This is a genomic window from Paenibacillus sp. FSL R7-0179 (genome assembly GCF_038002265.1).
Classification (GTDB): Bacteria; Bacillota; Bacilli; order Paenibacillales; family Paenibacillaceae; genus Paenibacillus_AQ.
Map to the genome: position 1 here is coordinate 3,457,443 of NZ_JBBOCC010000002.1, position 18,151 is coordinate 3,475,593.

General features: G+C 41.0%; 20 protein-coding genes. 4 read left to right on the forward strand and 16 right to left on the reverse strand.

Features of this window, described 5'->3' with window-relative positions; genetic code table 11:
- Positions 1 to 18: 18 nt before the first annotated feature.
- The 5 genes from MKX63_RS31490 to MKX63_RS32630 all read right to left on the reverse strand — a co-directional run bounded on the left by MKX63_RS31490 (position 19) and on the right by MKX63_RS32630 (position 7,274).
- Positions 19 to 1,272, reverse strand: a complete 1,254-nt coding sequence (locus tag MKX63_RS31490) for a Wadjet anti-phage system protein JetD domain-containing protein (protein WP_341022766.1) — start codon at positions 1,270 to 1,272, stop codon at positions 19 to 21.
- Complete coding sequence (locus tag MKX63_RS31495) at positions 1,265 to 4,666, reverse strand: ATP-binding protein (RefSeq protein WP_341022768.1); 3,402 nt, start codon at positions 4,664 to 4,666, stop codon at positions 1,265 to 1,267. Before MKX63_RS31495 ends, MKX63_RS31490 begins: the two co-directional genes overlap by 8 nt.
- Before the next feature lie 11 nt (positions 4,667 to 4,677).
- Positions 4,678 to 5,310, reverse strand: a complete 633-nt coding sequence (locus MKX63_RS31500; RefSeq protein WP_341022769.1) for a DUF4194 domain-containing protein — start codon at positions 5,308 to 5,310, stop codon at positions 4,678 to 4,680.
- Positions 5,300 to 6,706, reverse strand: a complete 1,407-nt coding sequence (locus MKX63_RS31505) for a Wadjet anti-phage system protein JetA family protein (RefSeq protein ID WP_341022771.1) — start codon at positions 6,704 to 6,706, stop codon at positions 5,300 to 5,302. The genes MKX63_RS31500 and MKX63_RS31505 overlap by 11 nt, the downstream gene beginning before the upstream one ends.
- Before the next feature lie 463 nt (positions 6,707 to 7,169).
- A complete protein-coding gene (locus MKX63_RS32630; protein WP_445323573.1) occupies positions 7,170 to 7,274 on the reverse strand; it encodes a hypothetical protein in 105 nt (34 codons plus the stop codon).
- Positions 7,275 to 7,564: 290 nt separating this feature from the next.
- Here MKX63_RS32630 and MKX63_RS31510 point away from each other — a divergent pair, with 290 nt between their 5' ends.
- The 3 genes from MKX63_RS31510 to MKX63_RS31520 all read left to right on the forward strand — a co-directional run bounded on the left by MKX63_RS31510 (position 7,565) and on the right by MKX63_RS31520 (position 9,519).
- On the forward strand, positions 7,565 to 8,455 hold the full coding sequence (locus tag MKX63_RS31510) for a hypothetical protein (protein ID WP_341022773.1): 891 nt from the start codon (positions 7,565 to 7,567) through the stop codon (positions 8,453 to 8,455).
- A 410-nt stretch (positions 8,456 to 8,865) separates the two neighbouring features.
- Positions 8,866 to 9,135, forward strand: a complete 270-nt coding sequence (locus tag MKX63_RS31515; protein WP_341023383.1) for a helix-turn-helix domain-containing protein — start codon at positions 8,866 to 8,868, stop codon at positions 9,133 to 9,135.
- Positions 9,136 to 9,357: 222 nt separating this feature from the next.
- Positions 9,358 to 9,519 carry a hypothetical protein gene (locus MKX63_RS31520; RefSeq protein WP_341022774.1) on the forward strand — a complete coding sequence of 54 codons (162 nt, stop codon included), beginning with the start codon at positions 9,358 to 9,360 and terminating at the stop codon, positions 9,517 to 9,519.
- Here the strand turns inward: MKX63_RS31520 and MKX63_RS31525 are convergent.
- From MKX63_RS31525 to MKX63_RS31565, 9 genes are all read right to left on the reverse strand, one after another.
- Positions 9,516 to 10,466 carry an alpha/beta hydrolase family protein gene (locus MKX63_RS31525; protein WP_341022776.1) on the reverse strand — a complete coding sequence of 317 codons (951 nt, stop codon included), beginning with the start codon at positions 10,464 to 10,466 and terminating at the stop codon, positions 9,516 to 9,518. The genes MKX63_RS31520 and MKX63_RS31525 overlap by 4 nt on opposite strands.
- Entirely contained in the window at positions 10,463 to 11,353 is an 891-nt protein-coding gene (locus MKX63_RS31530; protein WP_341022779.1) for an ADP-ribosylglycohydrolase family protein, read from the reverse strand. Before MKX63_RS31530 ends, MKX63_RS31525 begins: the two co-directional genes overlap by 4 nt.
- 36 nt (positions 11,354 to 11,389) lie before the next feature.
- On the reverse strand, positions 11,390 to 11,743 hold the full coding sequence (locus MKX63_RS31535; protein ID WP_341022781.1) for a hypothetical protein: 354 nt from the start codon (positions 11,741 to 11,743) through the stop codon (positions 11,390 to 11,392).
- Positions 11,744 to 11,926: 183 nt separating this feature from the next.
- Positions 11,927 to 12,643, reverse strand: coding sequence for a HEAT repeat domain-containing protein (locus MKX63_RS31540; RefSeq protein ID WP_341022782.1), 717 nt, complete (start codon positions 12,641 to 12,643; stop codon positions 11,927 to 11,929).
- A 91-nt stretch (positions 12,644 to 12,734) separates the two neighbouring features.
- Positions 12,735 to 13,286 carry a hypothetical protein gene (locus MKX63_RS31545; RefSeq protein WP_341022783.1) on the reverse strand — a complete coding sequence of 184 codons (552 nt, stop codon included), beginning with the start codon at positions 13,284 to 13,286 and terminating at the stop codon, positions 12,735 to 12,737.
- 3 nt (positions 13,287 to 13,289) lie between these two features.
- Positions 13,290 to 13,703 carry a hypothetical protein gene (locus MKX63_RS31550; protein ID WP_341022785.1) on the reverse strand — a complete coding sequence of 138 codons (414 nt, stop codon included), beginning with the start codon at positions 13,701 to 13,703 and terminating at the stop codon, positions 13,290 to 13,292.
- Positions 13,704 to 13,718: 15 nt separating this feature from the next.
- Complete coding sequence (locus MKX63_RS31555) at positions 13,719 to 14,060, reverse strand: hypothetical protein (RefSeq protein WP_341022787.1); 342 nt, start codon at positions 14,058 to 14,060, stop codon at positions 13,719 to 13,721.
- A gap of 22 nt (positions 14,061 to 14,082) precedes the next feature.
- Entirely contained in the window at positions 14,083 to 14,730 is a 648-nt protein-coding gene (locus MKX63_RS31560) for a hypothetical protein (protein ID WP_341022791.1), read from the reverse strand.
- A gap of 96 nt (positions 14,731 to 14,826) precedes the next feature.
- Positions 14,827 to 15,753, reverse strand: a complete 927-nt coding sequence (locus MKX63_RS31565) for a helix-turn-helix transcriptional regulator (RefSeq protein ID WP_341022794.1) — start codon at positions 15,751 to 15,753, stop codon at positions 14,827 to 14,829.
- Positions 15,754 to 15,852: 99 nt separating this feature from the next.
- Between MKX63_RS31565 and MKX63_RS31570 the strand changes: the two genes are divergently transcribed.
- Positions 15,853 to 16,344, forward strand: a complete 492-nt coding sequence (locus MKX63_RS31570) for a GyrI-like domain-containing protein (RefSeq protein ID WP_341022795.1) — start codon at positions 15,853 to 15,855, stop codon at positions 16,342 to 16,344.
- 130 nt (positions 16,345 to 16,474) lie between these two features.
- Here the strand turns inward: MKX63_RS31570 and MKX63_RS31575 are convergent, their stop codons facing one another.
- Positions 16,475 to 17,011, reverse strand: a complete 537-nt coding sequence (locus MKX63_RS31575) for a DUF1648 domain-containing protein (RefSeq protein WP_341022798.1) — start codon at positions 17,009 to 17,011, stop codon at positions 16,475 to 16,477.
- 350 nt (positions 17,012 to 17,361) lie between these two features.
- Positions 17,362 to 18,114, reverse strand: coding sequence for a hypothetical protein (locus MKX63_RS31580; protein ID WP_341022800.1), 753 nt, complete (start codon positions 18,112 to 18,114; stop codon positions 17,362 to 17,364).
- Positions 18,115 to 18,151: the final 37 nt, after the last annotated feature.

Below are 18,151 nucleotides of genomic sequence, written 5' to 3' on the forward strand. Positions count from 1 at the left end.
AATCAAGAGTTCAATTGACTATATGAAATCGGTCAACATAGCTTCCTGTTCCAGTTTGACACGATTTTCTATCATATGGTCAATGCAGGATAAACAATCGACAAGCTCGTTATGCCGCTTCAAGCTACATAGCTTTTCAATATATTTCGGCTGTACTGATGCTGTTAACAAAGAATATCTTATCAATTCCGATTTATCCATGCGGTACGGAATAACATCGTTCTTAATTTCCCGTCTTAGTCTTGCCAGCATAGAAAATCCACCAAAGTCGATATCTCCCCAATGATACCAATGGCTATTCGTAGGTATGGATGCAGCAACAGCCATTAAAAATTTCCGCTTAGCAGGGCTAAATTGCCCTCCGTGGAACACAACTAATTCATGGTCATTTTTTTGCTTATAGATATACTCAATATAGTTTGCCCTATTTTCTATTGAGATCACACGTTCTATTGTTGGAGATAATCTTAACTGACCTCGTTGGAAATCTTTCGAGTTCACAACGCCCCCAAAAATCAAATGTGAAAAGTCAATGGTTCCGCTATCAAATGACATGGTTACTTGCCCACAAAACTCCAATTGTTCTGGATACTTCGTAATACCAACTTGTCTAAGAATCCCCTCATCAGTATTATCATCTTCATAATCTAGATATTTGGACAATATGCCCAGCAGCCGTGCTCTTATCGCCTTCTCGAATCTTTTTGAATCTCCGAAACATTGAAGCGAAAATACACGCTCAAGCATTTCTAACTCACCCATTTGATCAATAAAACATATTGCACGAAGGAGATCACTACGCTCGCTTCTATCTTCTGGTAATCTATTTCCAATAGAGCGTTTTCTAGAAATGATGTCATATGCATCGCTCAAAAACTGTTTTGCCCATCCGCTACGAACTTTATCTATTGAATTCAACAGTTCTAAACAAACCTCATCCACCACATCGCCCTTTGGTTGCCGCCCAATCAAGGAGTACGCAGAGGAGATATTCTCAAAATTCAGCCATACCTCTGCTATGATGTGACTTTCTTCACCCTTCATCCATCGATATGATAAGAGCTTCGCCTCATACAAGGCCTGTACTGCAAAATTTATCATACTGCGCTTTTCATATTGCTCTATATCATACTGTGGGAACTCTGTTTGCCCTCCATCATATAATTTCAGCATAATTCGACGTGTCGGACGTTTTTCCGTGTAAAAAAAACTGCTTCGCTCATATTTATCAAGTAAGGCTGAAACTAATTGGCGCTTAAATCCTTCACTCATATTCAAGCTCCTCCAACTTCCTAGGGTCGAAACTACGCACGCATGCCTGCTTTCCTACACGTAACACGCATAAATTCCTATCTACAAGAGTGGCAATATCCCCAATTTTATCAGGTGGTGCTGAAAGTACCACTTGAAAGTTAAACTCACGTAACAATTCAACACTACGCACAATTCGCTCGCCATCCATCTTGGAAAATGCTTCATCAAACAGGATGATACGAGATGTATTAGCTGTCTTGTCCCGGCCAATGCGATACAATTGCGCAAACGATGCTAATACTGCAATATAAAATGGCGTCTGAGTTTCTCCACCAGATTTTTTCCCAAGTGTTTTAGAGAGTCTTTGTGATTCCCCCTCGCGGTTAATGACCTCTAAATCGAAAGAAAGGTAAGTACGATAATCCGTAAAAGCTTGTACTCGTTTTTCATAATCATCGCGTTCCTGCGCTTTCGAACCGGTTCCTTCATTCGTAATAATTGCAAACAGTTCTGCAATCTCATCCTTGTATTTTGCATTAAACTGATCAGACAAAAGATTATACCCGCCTTCCAGAAGCATTGGATCTACAATCATATCATAATATCTTTTATATTCCTGTTTTGGAATAATCAGAAAACGATATGTATCCTCGCCAAAAGAACTTCCGCTTAATGCACTGTTTAGTCCATCAATCTGCCGCCTTGCATCCTTAATGTTATATTGTAGACGGCTTAAAAAATCCTCCTGAAACTGCTCAAAAGCTTTACTTCGGGCATCGGCGATACGAGTCAAATATTCCGGAAGTTTAATATCGCTGAGCTCAATCCACGCATTATCGTAAGCGTCATTACTCACGACGTTAATATCATACCCCATTATATACTTATCATTATATTGGCGGCGCAATGTTCGCAACCCGTCCCACAAAGCGTTTTTAGCGTTTACGGAGCGGCTAAGTTCTCTCGGAAAAGCCCGTTCAATATCAACTGCATTACCTCTACTTAAGAGCTCCCGGTGATATCTTGTATTTCCTGTGCTCAGGAGCCATTCTGCTTCGTATTTTCTAGAAAGTTCTAACTCCATCGTTTCCAGCTCTTTAGAAAGTCTTGGAATTGTTTCCTCTATGCATACACGCAAGCGTTCTTCGAAGGTGCTGAATTCGTGCTTATATACGTCAATCTGTTTATAAAGAACCCCTAGTTGTTGATCCAATGAATCGATGCTTTCCTGCATTGCTTCAACTGCACTTTTATCAATAGACTCTATACTTTTATTCAGTAAAATGACTTCTTGTTCTATATCTGGAATCTGTCCAACATTTACCGCTGCCGTAACAGTTTGTTTGGCGTCCGATTCGCTTAAAATCATTAGAGCATTTCCCGATTGAAAGGCAATCTTTACTGATGCACAAACAGCTATTTTATCAGTTAACTCTTTAATCTCTCTTTTTACATCTTCCAAGCGTTGCTGAATCGCACCTTGGCCAATGGCAGGTTTAGCCCATCTATCTGGATTCATCGCTCTTACAACAAAATTCTGGTATAACATTCCATCGTCTGTAATCGCTGTTCGATGCCGTCGTAAATCACTGACGCGGTCACATTTTTTCACACGACCAAGTGTAAAATCTAAAAATAAGCGCACATTGGGATCATCTGTTTCAAGTTCTTCAGCAAGGCTTCCAGGTTCTGCTATGGGATCTATTCTCTGAAGTTTTTCAATATCCACAATACCAGTGTTATAGATGTTTCGTTGTCTCTTAATATCATCATAAACACGAAGTGCAGTGTCAAAGTGCTCCGGGGGAACAATTAGATAGAATTTTTGTGTATTAAGATATCCTTCAATAACATTACGCCAGCGTTTATTCCTAAGTTCAGCTGCTTCTGACACTACTACTACCTTAACTGATGAACCAGTTTGGGTATGCAAACGCCCTATAACAGCTTCCTTGAGATCAAGTACATCCTGTGGAAAGCGGTAGATACCATTTTCAAGGGACTGCTGCTCCGTCTGTAATCCTTTACGATTATCTGCAACCTTCTGTTGTTCTTCAGAGAATCGTGAAACAAGGCCGTTGCACTGCATACGTATAGCATCCGCTCTGGCTGCATAGTGAATGAGCCCTTTCTCCCCAACTGTTAAAATGGCTGCTGCATCACTATTTCCGAGTATTTCAAGTTTGGCATAAAACTGTTGTCCTTCGTAAACAAGGTCATGAACACGAGTCGTCAATATCGGATCGAGAAAGCTAGTATCTGTCCCTTGAATTTTCTGAATGAACCCGTTAATGTTCATCCTCCATGAAGCAATGCTTCTTGAAAGTAATGTAGAAGTCCTACCGAAATCCCCATGAAGCGTAGATATTAGTTGCTCTTTCTCTGAGATTTGAGATTGAAGATTCTCTAGAACTTGCGCTTCCTTGTTACTGAGCAGGTTGGCTTGCATGATATTACGTTCACCCTGCAGTTTGCTCTGTCGCTCAGTTTCCTTAGCTACCGTATCCTTCAATACAGTTAGCTGGGCGGAATAAGCGGTTACTTTTTCTTTCTCGCCTGCACTAGTAGTCAATTTGATATCTACTTGCGCGCGGTCAATCAGATAGGAATATAGAATTTCATTTTGTCTGTGGGTTTCAAAGGTTTGATGATCCGTAACAATATGTTCAAGCAAAGTGATTCGATCCTTAAGGACATCAGCCTCTTGCTCCAGGCTTTTATAGCTTCTAATATTTTCCTGCATACGGCTGACATCAACTATTTGTTGCGTATCACAGACGAATTCTGAGATAAATTTTTGTATGTCAACATCGGGATTAAACGAAACAGCTTTCCTCAATAATTGGCCGAAGCGATCACGCAAGCCTCCAAGTTTCCCATATAAATCCTGCCTGAAATCCCGATTTACATCGGTAGTATAACTACGTCCTATCGCATAGTGTTCCTTGATATGTGCCCTCAAAGTTGTAATATCCATCGGCTTCCTATTAATAACGAACTCATTTGACGGCATGGCTCCGTCAAATCGAAAAAATAATTTTTGCATATCGTTTTCCGAATAAGTATCAAAGCAACACCCTGCGGTAAAATATTTTTTCTTTTCCTCATCAAAGAACTCTAAAGCGATATAGCTTGTAAAACGTCCATTACGTAGATATTTAAAACCTGAATCCTCATCGTCACCTAATTCACCACGTAAATATCCATTTAAGGTTCGATTACCACGTCCACTGGCAGCTTTGTTGAAGAAGCTACCACTAGTATCGGCAAGCAGTAACAACTGCAGAGCATCCATAACCGTCGACTTCCCTGAGGCATTTTTCCCTGTCAGAAAATTCACTTTATCTAACTCAATAACTTCATGGACAAAGTAGTGCCAATGAATCAGTAAGAGTTTTGTCATCCGTTTCATTTCTATTCCTCCTATTCTCCAGTTGTGCTAGTATCGTCATCTACTCCAAGCTCATCTAATTCTGTTATCATATCGTTGATGCCTTGATTGGAAATAATAGATAAGATGGATGGGAGAATGAGAATTTGATTACCTTCATTGTTCCATGCAGAAGATTCCATTTTTTGAATAATATTATGATGCGCAAGCGTTCTTTGAGCCTCAATACGTTCTTTTTGTGTTGTTTTCCCCTTATCAAGAAGACCAAGCATTCGCATTTTTTCAACAACTGCTTGAGTATCTGTTTTAACCGTATGGAAGCTACTTACTTGTTCTCGCTCTTCTTCGTATATGAGACGGCAAGTATATAAAAACAATGTAGTGAATCGATCAATCCTCAGGCGATTATGGTCAAATATATTTATTAAGGACATGATCCCATAATTATCATCTTTTTCAAGCCTCCAGCCAGTGACCGTAAAATAATCTTGCAAAATTCCAAATAGACGTGAAGCTACCTGGTAGTCGTAGTTTGGCAAGGTCATCTGCTGTGAAGACTGATATTCATAACGCACCATATATGTATGAGATAATAGGTAATTCGCCAAACGTTTGAACTCGCCTTTCTCATAAGTAGTAAGTCCTATGTACTTCTCATTCCACATTGTGCCCCACCTCTCTTTTGCTGAACGTCATATTAGGAATCATGTAACCATTTCTATCAAGTCGACCATTGTTCATTTGCACCTTGTAATTCATGCCTCGTTCATTAGCGCGAACCATAGCCAGTATCAGAAGTATAAAGTCCTCATCGTTATTAATCGATATTGTCTCACTATTAATAGAAGATTCATTTTCTTTAAAAAGACTGTTTACATATGTTCGAATTCTTGCCACGGGGTATCCATTTTTAATTTGATGTAGCATTCCAGTCATAGCCGCTTTAGAAAACGTATTATCATCTGTGATTTCCAGCGGTTCAGAGTAGACACGCCTACTACGTACATTTTTGTGATAGAGAGATTTTCCATCAATAAATTCTTGTCGATTGACTCTTATATTCTTTTCAAGCATTTCAACGATTACAGTGCGCTTAGTATCTGAGGATTTTGAGTATTCTTTCAACAGCTCAACCAGTTTTCCCTTGATACTTTGGTCTGCAGTCATCAGATATTGGATCTTTTCAATAGAGCTTTTTGTGTATGTGCTGTGCTTTCTATCAATTTCATTCACAATTACTCCAATTGACTGGTATACATCCAAAACATAATCAATTGCAGATATGATCTCCTGCCCCGCCTCATCATCATTCTCATATTTTCGGATCGTCATGGCTCTTGATCGCATTCCATCCATGAGTTCTTCATCCGCAAGAATATCTGACAATATCTCCTGAATTGGTGCCATATAACGATGAATAGAATCCATTGTTTTGATCGGATGGTAAATACTGTCGGACATCCTTTTGTATTCTTCAAAATGGTTTTTCAGCAGCACATTCACTTCGCTCTGCTCCTGTATTCTCCGCAAATAACTACGAATTCCATGATAAAGCCTTTTTAGCTCGTAAGTAAGTTGCTCCGTGTTTGTCTTTGCGGACAAGACTGCCTCATACATTTGCCCTTGATGTTCATTTTTAGCTTGCTTGAGACCAGAATAAGTCGCGAATACGAGGGAGTTATACTCGTGAAGGGTCTGATCACTTAGTTCACTCAAGAGCTTCATTACTTTAATGGCATAATCACGTGGAGTAATAATTTCAATAAATGATCCATCTAAAAACTCCTTATCTATCCATCCCGTTTTAACCAGGCGGTTCAATATCAAACGCGCCTTAACATTAGATGTTAAGCTGACTTCGGTTACTTCATCATCTTCTTCGAGCATAAAGGACTTATCCTCAATTTGAGCTATCAAAGACGAGATATAATCGTCTACCCGTATATTAAGTTCATACTTGAACATCTGATTCAGCAGTAAGAGCGCATCAACATAAATTTCTTTGTTTCCTGATGCAAGCACAGAGAAAAACTTTTCGGGAATTGTGTCAAAAATGCTCATGTATCCACCTACCAATCCATTTGATATTATATTAATTTGATTGCAATAGTCCTTTCAATATAGTCATATTATACTATGAATTGGTAGAATATGACGAATTTTGTTCTTATACTTCAAAACAAAAAACTCCTGCTAAAACACCAGCAGAAGTTTCATTAATTAATTGATTTACGCGAACATCTCATTAATGACAGGTTGATTAAGACCAAAACTACGGATACCCCGCAAATAGAAGAATCGGATTACCGTCAACGTGCGACTTAGCAGAAGTTTCGTCTCTCCATGATTACTAATCCATTGAATTGTGAGCCTGTTGCAACGGTTAGGGCAATTTTTCGTACGCTAATCTATTGCTTTATAGTTGTCACCAGGCGTCCCCTCGTTCGGATAAATTGGGTAAGATGTTGTCTCGGGATAGTTCACACAAATTGGTGGGAAGTACCGCGACAAATGTTTTAAAAATTCACTCAAAGAAAATCCAAGTCTCAATATCGTCTAGGTTGTTCCAATCAATAAGCATTTGTATTAGCTCATAGCACACGACAAAGGTAAGTACCAGTCCGACAATCGTTCAAATCAACCAGCATGCAAAGCTTCCGTATGAGGGTGAATACGCCCGGTTTCCAGCTACTCGGAGTCGTTCCCATTTGAGTACCAATGTATCCTATCTGGTGATTCACGTTCTGAAAAGTCATGCATAGAGGGTAGCACGAACCATTAAAACCAACTCTTTTTTCGTTGTCCATTGGTGAATTATGGTATATTATAAAACTAACAACTTAGCAATAAGTGGTATTTAACATTCACCTTCAATAATTTTTAAAAAATTAATATACCTGAATTGATGAGGAGTTAAGTATGGAAAACATGGAGATTATCAAAAAAGCATATACAATTTTGAAAACCGATTATGCTTTTCATAACTGTACGAAACGTGTACAAGCGTCTTTTTTCAATGGATTATCCGAAGGCGACTACAAAAGGTTGGATTATAAATTAAAAGCAATCAGACAAGATTATACAAAAATTCTTGTGATTATGAATAGCATTGATAGAACTTATTCAGCCTACCAAAAAAATGAATATGTTTTCTCATACTGTTCTAGTATGAATACTCAACCAACTGATGAGCTAGGATGCTTTATTGAGTATTTATTTGCAAAATATCGTGTAATATTAGAATATGTTCAACAAATTCTGGAGATCTGTATACCTCCTAAATTTAATGATACTCAAAATAATGATTATAATCAGCTTAAAAAGTCTCATACAAAATACAACTTTTTATTGAAGTACGTGGCAGCGAATATTGGAGAAAAAAGCAAACTCTTAAATATGAAGTGGTTTCAACAGCTTAGAATAGAGAGAGACTTTATAATACATGATGGTGCAACCTGTTTAGTTTTCGGGGATAAAGAAAACTTATTATTTAAAGTTATGACTACAGATGCTTTGGACAAAGAAGAGGAAGATAAGCCAGATATTTTTTTTACAACCGACAATGGCTTAATATATTATTCTCGTTTTTGGGGTTTATACATCTCAAAATTGATTCTTTTTGTTGAAACAGTTTTTGAATATTTGCTAAGAGACAGTGAAATGTCGGATGAAGCAAGGCGGATATTAGAGCATCCGTCAATGCAAGGAAAAAATGTATTGATTGACGCTAACGATATAGAGTTAGCAGACATACAAGATGTTCTTGTAAAACTAATTAAGTCAATTATTGAAACACAGAAATTCAGCTAATTTTACAACTTAATTGATACTACTTTATTAATATAATCTCCCACCAGAGAATTACACTGGTGGGTAATTGATATTCTGGGCCATCTTGGTTAAAGTTATGCAAGTGCTTTCTGGTCGTCCACACGGTCACAGTTTCTTAGTTATGGCGGCGGCCTCCTCGTTGGCACTTACTTCATAAACGAATTTTCATACGGCGAATTACCAGCTAAGAAACGTCAAAAGCGTTGCACTTGTAAGCTTCGCTAGTATGCCTGTAATTGGGATATTGTTCTAAATCGGATTTAAGGAAACGGCACGGACTCAGGCAGTAAAGCTGCACATTTCCCAGGGTAGTCAATCCATTGTTACTCTGCCCATATTCCCCTTAATGATTTCAACTGGTCTTTATGCAGAGTCTTTAATTGGCTTTTGTGCTTGTAAAAACAGGCATAATGAAATTTGGGGGCTCAGAGGTATTCGATATGTATCAACGTATCCGGGATTTACGCGAAGATAAGGATTTGACGCAAACTCAAATGGCGGAGTATCTGCAATGCAGCCAGCGAATCTATAGTAATTATGAACGTGGTGATGTCGATATCCCCACGGCGATTCTTATCAAGCTGGCAGACTTTCATATGACGAGTACTGACTATTTACTTAACCGAACGAACCAAAAGAAACCTTACTCCAAAAGTTAAACTAATCTTCGTAAGCGCCATAAACTATGTTTATAGCGCTTACGAAGAACTCCGGAGGACTTAATTAAATGAAAAAACTTCTGTTTATTATATCTGTTTGCTTTCTTTTATTAGGATGTTCAAATACCAAAGCTACAAGCAGCAATAATTTGTCTAATAGCGATCCCGTGACTTGGCTCACAATTGATGGAAATAAATTTTTATACAACTACTTATGACAAGATGGATGAGACCACTCTAGTTGATACGGGAAACGTAACTGATAAGGAAGACGGAATTCAACTTGGTCTTAAAATCTACAAAAGCATTGACTTCGAAGACCGTTATTTCATAAAAAGCCAAGACTATGAAAACGTATGGCGGGAATATAAATTACGCGATTAACAATGTTCCCCATTTGAGTTAAGCCAGCCAATAATATAATTGAATCTTTCTTCGGTTAACCCATGACTGCCTTGAAATCTCATATGTTGCAGGTTATGTAGAGCTTTCTGTTCTAGATAGGCTGGACTCGATTTTTCAACAATATATACAGCATCTCTTGAATATTTATCATCATCCGCAGATACAATAAGCAGTCGTCTTGGTGCAATACAAGATACTAAATCATATATATCGTATTTACTATGGAAGTTCGGAATTACACTCGCCATCTCGATCCCAATATTATTACTGATTCGATTTGCATAAGTACACGCACTGCCACTTGCACAGCTAAAAGCTATTCGTTCGTCTAACGCAGATAGAAATAGAACAGTATTACCTCCATATGAATGTCCAAGTGTGCCAATACACTCATTGTCAACAAAAGAGAAACTAGAAAGCAATGTTATACTATTCATAGCGTCATCTATCACTTTTTTCATCAAACAATCGCCTTGTATTATACGGTAGCACATTTCATTATAATGTTGCCAAAAGTCCCTGTCGCCTGAGAGAGGTTCAATTCCGTGCGCATTTTTACGTCTGTCCTCAAAGCATATGGAGTCAGGCGCTAACACAACAAATCCCTTTTTAACCAATTCAGATCCGAAAGCCTGCAACGGATTCCCTGCTAATCCACACACTTCGCTCTTTCCAAAATGATGCTCCCTATTATGCTGGTGATGGATGAGAATCGCTGGGTTTTTATCAAGTACTTCTGGAAGCAAAAGATAGGCAATAACTTTGTCTCCGTAAGAATTATATTCAATTAATTGCCTTGTATATCCATCTTCCTTCGTTGAATCCAGTATTCTATATTCGATATTAGTTATGGGATTAGGAGATGTTATTCCAATGGCTTCTGCTATTTCATTTCTTAGATTCGCTATGTTACTCACCTCTTTCATACATACAGCTCGCTAGGTTGAATGCGATGCTGACCAGTATGCAATAGCTCTGGCAAACGCCCTACGCGCTCAGCCAAGCGGGAGAGTTGTTGCTCATGAAAATAAGATAAGCCTGTATGAATCCGGTCCTGGAAAGGTTCTAGCCATCTCGGTTCCAAGCTGTCCGGGCCGAAATACACCCCGAGCAGCGAGCCTGCTGTTGCTCCGAAGCTGTCGGTATCGTTGCCTTGCATGACCTGTTTGCATATTCCGTCTCCGGCATTGTCAGCAAATCGAAATGTATTGATCAAGGTTCCGATTTCCTGATACACCTGACAGTGGGAATGATTCGCGTACTTCTGATGAATGCACTGATAAGCTTCCAGCCAGTTATCTGCATCCGCTACGATCTGTAGGCAATCCGCAGTAATCTCATAGAATCGGCTTCTTCTAGGGACAAATTGAAGTGCGGTCCTTATTATTTCAAGCGGATCACGCAGCACGTGGGCGGCAGCAATTGCAGCGGCTGTGAACATCGTGGCATAGATTCCCGTCCGGCGATGTGTAAAACTGGCATCACGCCAAGCCAGCTCGGCCGCAAGAGCAGGTTGACCAGGGCAGGCATAGCCGTAAGCATCTGCACGAATTGCCGCCCCGCATAGTTCGGTATCTTGCACCAGGAAGTCAGGCCAAGCCTCTATTTCAGAGTGATTGAATAATTCCCGGTCATGCTCCAAATAGCTAATCCCCGACCGAACCAGGATGGCCCTCTCCGGTCCCCAGGTTGTACTGATCGGAAGATGATTGATCCATAAATCTCTTAGGTTTCTTTTCGTAAAACCCTTACCGAATTGCTCTAACGCCATCATGCCCATTAAGGTGTAGTTGATATCATCGTCAGGTGCCACATAGCGAATCCGCCCCCGCGCCGTCTCGAACCAGGATCAATGGCGACGATCCAACGCATGGAGAGCTTTTTCAGAAATATAATCATTCAACGGCCATTCCCCTACAGCGGTTAACGCTTGACGTAACTCCGACAAAGTGGGATTGACCTCAATCGGTTTGCCCAGCATTGAACCACAGACTGAAGCGAGGAAGCCTGTCTCTACACGCTTGGAGCTGTCCTTCAAATTCAAGACTCCGATCTGCCCGAGAGGTTTGTCCGGATCGCATTCCCGCCATATCTCCTGCAAATCGTCCGGCTCATAGTAAGGCCAATTGTCCCGCATTGGAATAGCAGCCAAGCTATGGGCGAATTCCAGATAAGCATCGTAGCTTGCAGAAAGCTGTTCCAATCGGGCTAAATAACCGGAGGTCTGGTGCCCCTGTGCAAATTTATTACGCTATCCTCAAATTGATATCTCAGGAACGATAGTGATGGCAGCATGTTCTAGTTCTTATCTCATTTATATATAAATTCACTTTTGTGTACTCTATTTCCTAGTAGTTCGAGTCGATTTACGAGCAATTCAGAGCTTTTACATTTCATTTTTTCGGTCTTCCCTTATCCTTTCTAATGCTCTTTTGGCTGCTATTTTCCCATTATGCATTCCGTTTTTGGAGATCTTCACCAGCTTTTCCTTAGCTGGTATATAAGTATGAAATCCAATAATCTCACATGCTCTTTCTTGAACAAACATATCTTCATCGTCTAGATATTTTATGATGGAATTAAGATTTCCTTTTGGCGTTAATGCCATAATCGAAAAAATATACTGACAGCGAATATCATCGCTTATAAGTTGGTCAGAGCTTATCATTCGATTCAACTCGTCAATACAAGCGAGGTCTTCATTCATTTCAGTTTGACTAACTTCAAATTCTGCTGGATAGTCTTTATTCAAATCATGCCAATCCAGATCAGGATATTCTTCGATTTTCGTTATAAATGAACGTATACTTCTAAAGGCCGGAGATACATCCGTTTCCTCATGATCGATATAACATATCCTGTATTTGCATGCGCCTTGTACGTACAAGCCAATATAGTTTGAATGATCGTCACTCCACAAAGGAATCATATCCCGATAAGCCTCTATTTTGGACAAATAATCAACTAATTCGACAATTTCGTCAGCTTCCATTAATCTCAAAAAGTAGTTTTGATCCTTTTGTTTCTCCTTGTGCAGCTCCAACTCCTCAACTAATGCAACAGGCAATGTAAGGCCAAGTCTGTGAATAAGATCTGTAAGCATGCGACTACTCCTCATAAAATAGTTTTTCACAACCTAGTATCACTTTATGATTGACTTTTGTGGTACTTTTTCAGAATGAGATAGTCCTTTTCTAGGAATCCTCCCAATACTCTACCGTCACATCTGAATATTCATCTTCGCTCAGAACAAATCCAAAACCCAATTCCTCCGATACGACAATCAAGTCATTGTGCATTTCAGACATTAACTTCATAATTACTTCTTTACAATCCCGTAGTGGAGCTGCTATAGCCAGTGGAAAGTTCAAATATAGTTGGTCGCCAGTCCTTAAATTCAAACCACACGTAAAAGTAGAAGGGTAAAATAGCACTGTTGTACTCTCGCATTCGATAAAATAATCAAATATAAAATCAATCTTCAACTTAAGCACTTCTTGATCATAAGGAAATTTCACAATTTTGATATCATCCGCCTTAATACACTCATACACTTTTCTGCGGACTTCCTCAGACCGTTGATAATCAACGAAGTCCTTTTCTGGTAGGTCAATGTTGTGGTACTTTTTCAAGTCACGCGTGAGTTGTAGCTTCGCTTGCTTTAATTTGTTGTCCTTAAGTAACTGCTCTAGTCTTCTTCTTCCATCATCAGTGATGCTGTCCCCTCTCCTTTCTTCGAAACTCAAATATCATAACATCAGCTCATTGTTATATTTCAATTTGATAGGATCAGGCAACTGATTATAAATATGCATTGGTAATCCACTATCTTTTTTCAATACTTTTTCCTTACCCGCTAGATACTCACTAAGGAACTCCCAGTAAGCAATAAATAGAACATCCTCGTGTATAAACTCCATCCACCCATCAGCAACTAATTCATCATTAGCATCAAAAACCATGATATTAGAGAAATTTTCTACTGCACCATCTAAGTACTTGGTTCGATGTCCTTCTATACAACAATCAGACCAATCAAATCTATACTTATCCTGGATGTGTCCATACCACTTCAAATCCTCAATTAACTGCCTCTCTACTTCCGCTTTTAATTGAATACCCATACAGTCAGCAAAGCTGAAGTGGGAATGCTCTGATGCCATCTGAGTTCCTCCCAACTATAAAATCTGATCTACACGCCCCTCTTCACACTTACTAAACATCACTTCAAACTCACCACTCATGATAAAATGTGCAATCACCTCTTCAATCCGCTTACGGCTGCACTCGTCCACGAGCACCATGTCACTTCCCCGAAAATACTTCCCGTGCAAGCACTCTCCCGTTTGTTTATTCTTGTCAGCCAGTGTCTGAATGTTCTGATATGTAAAAAATGAAGCCACCCACCGTGAACTGTCTTCAAAGGTTACTATAGCATCCGTGTTACCATCAACGATGTTCCATTCCCCTTCGGCCCATTCTTCAGCTTCAATCCAAATCGAATATTTCATTTCATTCATCTCAGCCTCTCCCCATTCTGCCTCACAAAACAAACACAACCGCAATCACCAAATACGAATACCGCACATTCTTTTTCAACATTATGTATATCGTTCCATATAAAATGGACATGAAGAACGCATAAACGCCCGTCGCCCCGCCCTGGAGCAGAATGTGAATCAGCCCCCAAGTGAGTGCGAGGAATATCCCTCCATAGGGCAGGCCGCCCCGTTTGAATAGCGTTTCACCGAATTTCTGTCCAAAAGCAATCGTCAGCAGGATCAGCGCAGCTTCGAACAAGTAATAGATATTCTGAAAAACGAACCTCACCGCATCCTTGTACTCCTGAACCGGCTTGAAGCCCTCCCATACAATAGTTGTCGCTGCAATAGCGATTACAGATACCACTACCGCAAACAACCATCCCTTGGCATCTGGCTCTGCATTTAACTGCATCATGTCAAAATCGTATTTTCGCTTGGAGAGCCTGATCAGGAATACCGCCATGCTTCCCCACAACAAGCAGGTAATTCCCCAGTGTATACATTGATGCAGCAACGTATATTCGGAGCTTTTAACTCCTAAGATTGAAGGCAATACCATCGACAATAGCACTTCCAGACCAAATCCTGCAAACGCATACAACGCCAAAGCCAGATAATCGCTTGCTCCAATTTTCTTTTCTGCCACTACGGTGTCCCCCATTATACGAATCCTCCAGTTAACTTAATTTCTCCTTCATTTGCCAAAAGCTCATCCATCCCGCCACTCTTACCAATCTCCCCGTTAATCCCCCTCATACTTCCTCATAATCCCCTGCATATATTCCTTGAACCCGCTGCGGATCTCGGGTGGCCCAAGCACTTCACATTTATCTCCAAAAGCAAGCAGCCGGTCGTAGCCATAGTCATTCGCAATAATGGGATACTTGGCCCAGCAGTGGTGTTCATCCACCCGCAGGATATGGTCGGCGCCGAACCGTTCGATCACGCGATCCATGACGGAGCGGTCCAGCCGGATGGTAACCTCCACCCAGTCCTGACTTAGCCAATCTCCTCCGTCCATGGGGAGAGGGATGAACGCTTTTGGAGCGAACTGTTCCTCCGTTACTTGAAGACCGCTCATTCTGGCCAGCTTGAAGACCCTGTAGTCCTGCTTGACCAGACAATAGGCTTGCAAGTACCAGCTACTCTCCTTGAAAACCACCTGATACGGCTCCACACGCCGTTCACTGATCTGCCCCAGCGCATCCGTATACGCAAAAGCCAGCACAGCGTGCTCATTCATCGCCGTCTCGATCATCCCGAACAGGCTGCGCAGCGACTCATTCCCTTGATTCAAGGACAGATCCATGACGAACGGCGCAATCGGCCTGTTCTCTGCCTTGTCCGGGTAGAGAGAATTCAACTTCTCCGCTGCATACACCATTTCCCGTCTTCCAAAAAGCTGCTTGTAGCTGTGCAACCCATTCATCAGGTTCTGGATTTCCTGCGGGGTGAATACGGTTTTGCCGACTTTGTAGGACTTCATCAAGCCGACACCGCCCCACGCCCCCATCAGCGTATAGATCGGCAGGCCGGCCCTATTTAGCGTATCAATATCGCGGTAAATCGTTCGTCTGCTGACTTCGAGCCGCTCCGCTAACTCGCGCGCACTTATCTGCTCATGCTCCAGCAGGATCATAATGAGCGCAATCAAGCGATCCATTTTCATGATGACCACCTCAAATCAAGTATGCCATACAGCTGTCACAGTTGGTAGATTATGCTTGCTTGGAATACACCAATCCCACAATATAGGAGGTACATTGTCATGATTTCGACCAGAATTGAAACGAAGGCAGCATTCCGCATCATCGGGTACAAGACCACTCTAAGTGAAGGTGGGGCGATGCACAATCCGGCGTATTCTCCGCTCAAAACGGCTTTTTTCAAAAGCACGCTGGAGAACGGCTCCATGGCCGCCCTGCGTCCCCTGTCTGAGAGTCCCTACGGCTTCGCCGCGATTGCCCGGGAGGATGGGAAGATCCTGTATGTTGCAGGCGTTCAGTCGCCCAGACCCCAGCCAGAGGCGGCGGGTGAAGTACTTTTTCCGGGAGGAGAGTATTTGGTGTTGTCGGGTCAGGGCGGGTTGTCGCGTCTCGCATTTGACCGGCTGGAGGATGAGGCATTCGGTGGTATCCTGAACGATGAATATGAGTATGAGTATACCGGACATCCGATTGCGGAGGTACTGACCAATGGCAACCCGATGGATGCCGAAGTTGAAGTATGGGTGCCGGTGAAAAAGCGGGATGCGGTTTGAAGACTCCACTATGAGGAAATAACGTTTACGCTATAGGTAGAAGCAGCTTCGTTACGTTGTAGCGCGTTGGATCAGCGGCATTTAGAGTTTGAGGTGTGGCTGATCCAGCGCGTAGGCCATCTGCTCATGTCTAGCGGCTGTCGCGCTGACCCGCCCAGTACGTTAAGGTGCAGGCGTATAGGATGGTAAAGGCAATGATGCTTAGGACAACGGGGGCAACAAAATTAATGTTAAGCAGAGACATCATATTTAGCTGCACGACAGATAAGAGGATAACGAACAAGAAGCTTGCTGTAATCATAAAATCCGACCAGGCACGGCGGTAAGTTTCGTCTTCTCTAAGCTGCTTCTTCCCTCTGCGGATACTCCAATACTCAAATATGAACAGAAGGGTTCCTAACACCTGCATGATTGTAGGTATAAACACAATACTATAAGATTTATCTGCATAGCGGTCTACGGTAAAGCTGCCGTCGAAATGGACCGGAAGCTGGTCAGGAATCAGATCGTAGTTGCGCAGCACTGTTAGAATACTAACCACAATAATAACAGCATGAATGAGAAACCAATGACTAGGCAGGCCAACATTCCCTTTACGTAATCCAGGTTCCATCTCCATGACCAGTGATTCGGGAGCAGAAGGCAGCGTAGGCAGTACGCTTTTCATTTTCGTATGATAGCTAATGTTAATAACCAGAGAGATTACGAGCATGACGAGTGAACACAAGATAATGATCCAGCTTATTTGCTTCGTATGTTCATCGCTGTAGATTAGGCATAGGATGCCGATAGTGAATAGAATGATATGTAAGGTTGTACTAATCCTGCCATATGACCTCCGCATCTGGCGCAATGGCTCACTGTGGAATTGTTCAGTGCTGACGGTGACTCCGAAACTAATCGTCTCTTTTGATAAATAAGGCATACTCACCATGATGATAATGGCAGGTACAAACACTAAGATAAATATTATAACTGGCAGCATCGTTATATCACTCACCTCATTCTACATGGATATTATTTTACATAATCCTCGAAAGCGATCTTATACTCGGCATACTTTTCAGGATTACTTTTTTCATATATTTTCAAATAAGCGGGTTCCCGAAAATCTATATCATTTACATCAAAATTGATACTCTTGATATCTCCATTCTCATTATCTTCGGTCTTATAGGGCTGTATGATTTCACCCTCCTGTTTCAATTCCATGGCTAACCTCTGAGCCCATCCATCGAACAAGTAAGCAGAGAATGAAATATGATCATAGCCGATAAATTTATACACTTCATTTATAGATGAGATCCTACCATAGTTCTCGTATAGATCGCTTGAATATATGGCCACATATCTGTAAGGTGTATCAATAAATACGCCCATGTATTCAAATGCACTATCGCTATTGGCCGATGACAATACAGGCAATTTGAACTCTTCACCGATATAGCCAGGATCTCTTTTGCCTTCATTGATCGCCTTCATAATTTGATCATCAGTCAAGCTATAGATATATCCGTAACCCGATTTTACTGTTGCTGCTATTATATCTTGATCTATTATTGTCAATGAATCTTCTGTCCTACTTGTTCCATTTCTACTTATTCCAGTACTACTTGTGTTAGGCATATCAATAGAAGTTGAAGCTGACTTAGTGATACTCGAAGTTGAACTTCCTTTCTCAACTAAATCAAACTTCGATAATCCATAAAATATCACTACATTTACTGTTAATGAAACTGTCAATAAAATAAATAAAATCTTAACCTTCATTATGTATGCCACCCTCAATTTCCGCGTAATGCAATAA